Origin of the sequence: Cupriavidus sp. CuC1 (genome assembly GCF_044627735.1) — a bacterium.
GTDB lineage: Bacteria > Pseudomonadota > Gammaproteobacteria > Burkholderiales > Burkholderiaceae > Cupriavidus > Cupriavidus ulmosensis.
Window position 1 is genome coordinate 1 of record NZ_JBIUHC010000311.1, and the last position, 3,909, is coordinate 3,909.

Consider the following 3,909-nt stretch of genomic DNA (forward strand, 5'->3'; position numbering starts at 1 on the left):
TATCTCCAATCAACTTGTTCGAGATAAAACGCACCAGCATAGAATCGGTTGTCATGTTTTTTGTAAAACTCAATAGAAGTCGCAGTCTGATCTACTGATCGCCCAGTTGCGTATGCGGCGGCCCGGACATTTCTCTGGTTTGCGAGCACCGCCTGCTACCTTGCCCGTTCCGCCCAGGCAACGGGCAGCCTTGTCAATACGCGAAAAAAACAATTCATCGCCACTCCTGACGTGGCCTTTCTCTGATTATCAAAATGCAATTAATCGCCAAAATTCCTGCCCCAACTTCAAAGCGGGGTTTGGCAACCCGGAGCACCTGCCAGGGGCCGACGTGGAGAAGTGAAGCGCGGGCCGTTAAGGCCTTCCGCCTGCACGGGACGCCCATCCCAAGCTGGCGCGCCGGCGCGGTGCAATCGGTGCTGCGGGTTTCGGCGCAAGCGGCGGCGAAACCCGCGCCATCTCGCGTGGCGAACGTCGTCCAGTCCGGCAGCGTAACCAATACGGCCATTGCCAACTTCGGCAGATGACTCGCCCTTTCTGCGACACAACCCTATCGGGTGCTCATGTAGGCGGCAAACAGCGCCGGCTGCAAACCGCGCAATTCCTTGCGCCGTTCAACTAGCTCGTGGTGGCGACCGTGCCGCTCCAAGTTCAGCAGTTCGAGCAGCACGCGCATCGCACGCTCAGGCGAGCTTTGAGTTGATTGCTGCGTCTGACGCAGTAGGTTCGCTAGGCCAGGCTTCTCGATCAACGCCCAGGCGGGAAACCACACCAGATCCTCGACGGCACCATCGCCCTCGAAGCGAGCGTCGAACGTCTTGCGCAGCGTAGTCAGACAGGAGTCCTTTAGGCGGTGCATCAGTCCGTCAAGACGGCTTGCCGAAAGCCACGCGAGCTCGGCCAACAGCGGCCAGATGGCTTCCAGTCCGTGCTGGTGATATTGCGCCTCTGCCATCCAGCAAAGCGTCGTTGGAATGCGGCGCCACGATGCAATACGTGCGACGGCTTCTTGTGCCGCGACCCAGTCCCCGACCTTGATCCACAAGGGCGCTGCATGGGCATCGTGCTCGTTGCGGCACAACGGCAAGTGCTCAGCTGCGTGCGCGAGCGCTCGCCAAAACGGCGCGAGCCATGCGCTGCCGGCAGTATCACCAAACACGCGGGCAGCAGCCGGCATGACCTCGCAGGTGATCTCGCCTTGCGCACGTCGCAGTGCGTCGTGGTCGCTAAAACGCTCTGGCCTTTGATCCTCGAGGGCCCGAGTCAGCGTACTAAGGGCAGGGAGCAGATCGTCGGAAGGACACTCGCTGAGCAATAGCTGCAACGCACCACGCGCAGCCACCGCATCGCGGCGCTGCAGGGCGTCGGCAACATCATTGCGTAGCATCACATCGCGGCTGTGAGCAAAGATATCGAGTTGCATCGACTTCAACCCAGAATAATGTGACCGTTCAAGGCATGAGGAGGGATTCTAATCCATCTGGCTCGCTCAGGAGCAGGTGGGGAGTGGCCGCATCCGCGGCGACCAGGCGGAAACCTTGCCAGCGCGGCCGATGGGTGGATACGCGCTGGAGTCGCCAATGGGATGCCAGGGGGGAAGTGCTTACTCTGTCCATACTGAATCCACTTCCCGCATCAAGCGCCCGGCGAGAATATAGTCGCCCAGCTTGGATGCCTTTGCCTCGAGGCTCTCCAACTCAGCTGCAGGCAGCTCGGTCAGATCAAATTGACAATAGAGGTTTCGCTGCCGGAAGGTCGCTTTTGGCCGCATCAGACCGGTGACCAATGCCGTCGGCGATTTGACTGCGATGTTCTCTTGCCCGCGATATTCCACGCGGATCCCTGCCTTCTGGCCGAGCCGACCAAGTTCAATCGCGTCCTGCCAGCCGGCCTCATAGTCCAGTTCCACCACCGTCACGCCTTCTGTCCCCAGGAGTCTTAATGCCTCCCCTTTGGTGCCAGCTCGTGCTGTCGCCATTGACTTCTCCACTCACATTCTTGGCGCATTTGGGCAACACCCTGTGCTCCCACAGTATTGTAATCGCCGGCGGAGCATCGAGCCCGATAGCCCTTTCCGACGATTGACATCCGCAGGGGCTGTGGAATGTGGGGGCAGACCAGGTGGGCAAGGGGAGGGAGTTGCGATGTCGCCGCTCTTTCAGAACACACTTCATTCAGCTTGTGGGATGCCAGCCATGGCGGTGGCATTGGGCAATTCCCCCCCCCCCCCCCGGTGCCACGGTCATAGCCGGAGCCCTTGCAGGCTTCATGTTCGGCAAATTCAGCTCGGGGCAGCCAAGCATCGGCGAAGAACTTGTTCGTGCGTACCTCATTCTGCACATGGTAACTCGCGCTGAATTCACCCACTCAGTTGCTATCGCGCCTTTCCTGACGGGGAAGAATAGGCCGGGAGGGTTGGTTGTATTCACAGAAGCTATCTCTGTTTCGGCTAAGATCATCCGGGCGGGCTAGATTCACAGAGTTAGTGAAAATATGGCGAAGTGCTGTAGGATAATCGAACTGCTATTTATAGACGGAGATCGAGATGGCTACCTACAAACAATTGCTAGCAGAAAAGGAAAAGCTGGAAACCCAGCTTGCCGAGGTTCGTCAAAGCGAGGTCGCTGGCGTCATTGAGAAAATCCAGGCGATGATGGCAGAGTACGAACTCACAGTCGATGACTTGGCGCCGAAACGACGTCGTGGACGCCCGGCGGCTAGTGACAAGCCTGAAGCTGCGGCGAAGGAGAAGACCTCGCTGCCGCCAAAGTACATGGACCCCAAGACTGGGGTCACCTGGACCGGCCGTGGTCGGGCACCGGCGTGGCTGGGCAAGAATCGCGACAAGTTTCTGATTCCAGATGCATGAGCCGTTCTAGCGCAGCCCCAAGATGGTGTTGCGCGCCGTTCCTGAGGTTCAATGTAACGCCGCCGCGGCCCCGCAACACTTTTTGAACTTCATGCCGCTACCGCAGGGGCACGGGTCGTTGCGACCGATTTTCGGCGACGAGCGTTGAATCGTGGTCGCGAGCTGCCGTTCATGAACGGCCTTCCGGTATGGGAGCCAGTAGCGATAGATGGCGGCAGTGCTCGTCGGGATCTGTTTCGCCAGCTCTTCACGTTGATCCGGCCAGCGAGTCAGCGCCTCCTCCTCGGGCGTGACCTCGTCCGCGCCGAGCAAGTACAGCGGGCGCAGCCATTCCTGCCCGCGGGCATCGTCGAATAGCTGCTGCCAGTCCTGTTTGCGCAGCGCAATGCCCTGCATAAAGCCGTGTGCCCACGATTCACCGTCAATGTGCTCTCGTGTATCGTCCGGGCAGGTCATGGTATCGAACATCGGTTCGAAAACGTCCGGATCGTTCTCCAGAGACCAGACGATGCCGTTGAAATGCCGTAGGATCAAGTCAGAGATGCGCTGTGCCTGATCCTTCGTCTTGAAATGCGGCGCATCTTCCTTTTCCGGCCCCCATATGCCCGGCAGCACCTGGCTTGGCAGCAGGGTCGTCGGCCCTATGGCGGTGGCGGTCAAATATCCATCTAGCCCCGCGAGCATCAGTGTGGTATCCGACGTCGCATCGGAGATGAGGAACTGGTCGAGCTCGTCCAGTTCCTCGTCGGACAGGGGAGCCATCATTCGGAGGGTGTCCGAGAGCGAGGTCGGCATGATACGTATTTGGCGGGGTAAAAGGGGTGCATTTTACGCTGCCGACGTCAGCGGATGGGGTTGCCTGCTGGCGTATCTCGTTAGCCACGCCCGCCTATGGCGCCGCGGGTGGGGCTACGTCGGCTATCTGCTGCAGCGCCGCCTGCTCCTGATACCATTGCTGTAATTCGTAAGCGCGAAATTTAGCGCACATAGAGTACAAGGCTGAAACGGTGCAGGATGTGTCCACTATTTTTAGTGGACAC

At 59.2% G+C, this 3,909-nt stretch carries 4 protein-coding genes; 1 reads left to right on the forward strand and 3 read right to left on the reverse strand.

The genetic code is table 11. From position 1 onward, the window contains the following. Positions 1-550 precede the first annotated feature (550 nt). Complete coding sequence (locus ACGLHR_RS50865; RefSeq protein ID WP_400103610.1) at positions 551-1,423, reverse strand: hypothetical protein; 873 nt, start codon at positions 1,421-1,423, stop codon at positions 551-553. 180 nt (positions 1,424-1,603) lie between these two features. Further along, positions 1,604-1,978 (reverse strand): PHA-granule associated protein 4, encoded by a 375-nt coding sequence (locus ACGLHR_RS50870; RefSeq protein ID WP_400103612.1) that lies wholly within the window; start codon positions 1,976-1,978, stop codon positions 1,604-1,606. A gap of 567 nt (positions 1,979-2,545) precedes the next feature. Between ACGLHR_RS50870 and ACGLHR_RS50875 the strand changes: the two genes are divergently transcribed. Further along, positions 2,546-2,869: an H-NS histone family protein gene (locus ACGLHR_RS50875; protein ID WP_400103614.1), complete on the forward strand. Its 324-nt coding sequence runs from the start codon at positions 2,546-2,548 to the stop codon at positions 2,867-2,869. A 48-nt stretch (positions 2,870-2,917) separates the two neighbouring features. Here ACGLHR_RS50875 and ACGLHR_RS50880 read toward each other — a convergent pair whose 3' ends face one another. Further along, on the reverse strand, positions 2,918-3,634 hold the full coding sequence (locus ACGLHR_RS50880; protein WP_156177358.1) for a UPF0149 family protein: 717 nt from the start codon (positions 3,632-3,634) through the stop codon (positions 2,918-2,920). Positions 3,635-3,909: the final 275 nt, after the last annotated feature.

What these genes read in the sequence shown, in the direction of transcription:
- ACGLHR_RS50865 (WP_400103610.1), bottom strand. Translation starts at nt 1,423, where the DNA reads ATGCAACTCGATATCTTTGCTCACAGCCGCGATGTGATGCTACGCAAT.
- ACGLHR_RS50870 (WP_400103612.1), bottom strand. Translation starts at nt 1,978, where the DNA reads ATGGCGACAGCACGAGCTGGCACCAAAGGGGAGGCATTAAGACTCCTG.
- ACGLHR_RS50875 (WP_400103614.1), top strand. Translation starts at nt 2,546, where the DNA reads ATGGCTACCTACAAACAATTGCTAGCAGAAAAGGAAAAGCTGGAAACC.
- ACGLHR_RS50880 (WP_156177358.1), bottom strand. Translation starts at nt 3,634, where the DNA reads ATGATGGCTCCCCTGTCCGACGAGGAACTGGACGAGCTCGACCAGTTC.